A 588-nucleotide genomic window follows, 5' to 3' on the forward strand; every position below is an offset into this window, starting at 1 on the left:
CCGCGCGACCGTCTCCGTCGATCCAATCGAGGATGCCATCGCGATCAGGAAGTAGAGCCCGCCATGCTGCGACATTCGAATGCCGTCTGCGCAAATTCCATTCGTCGCCGATGACAAGCTTGATGTGCTCGCTGATGAGATCGATGCCGTAAGCCAGCTGAACCGAGAGAGTGCCGCCAGCCATACGGGGATTGACTTCAATGACGACTGGGCCACGCCTCGTCCACCGGAGCTCAATGTTCGTTGGCCCCCAGCCAAGGTCGAGAGCCCGCAAACAGCGCAACGAAAGATCGGCGATACGTCTATGCTCGTCATCACTCAGCGGGGCTGGGCAGATGCCGCGATAGAAGACGAAATGCGGTGGCGGGCCGAAATCAGAGGCGGCAATCCCAATGACCTCATTTCCCATTATATCAGCGCCATAATAGGGACCTTGTGCGAATTCTTCGACCAGGATCGGGGAAGACTGCGTGGGGTCCCCGCCCAACAGGTGGTTCGTGTGTTCGGCCACCTCTTCGACATTGCGGCACAAGCGGACACCGATGCTGCCGCTGCCGATGGCTGGCTTAAGAACTACCGGCAGCCCGA

At 59.2% G+C, this 588-nt stretch carries 1 protein-coding gene; it reads right to left on the reverse strand.

Going from position 1 to position 588, the window contains the following annotated elements; translation table 11 throughout:
• The coding region (locus EN738_RS34890; RefSeq protein WP_127287434.1) for an ATP-grasp domain-containing protein at positions 1 to 588 on the reverse strand (588 nt) is incomplete at both ends.

Source organism: Mesorhizobium sp. M4B.F.Ca.ET.017.02.2.1 (assembly GCF_003998955.1).
GTDB classification, from domain to species: Bacteria; Pseudomonadota; Alphaproteobacteria; order Rhizobiales; family Rhizobiaceae; genus Mesorhizobium; species Mesorhizobium abyssinicae.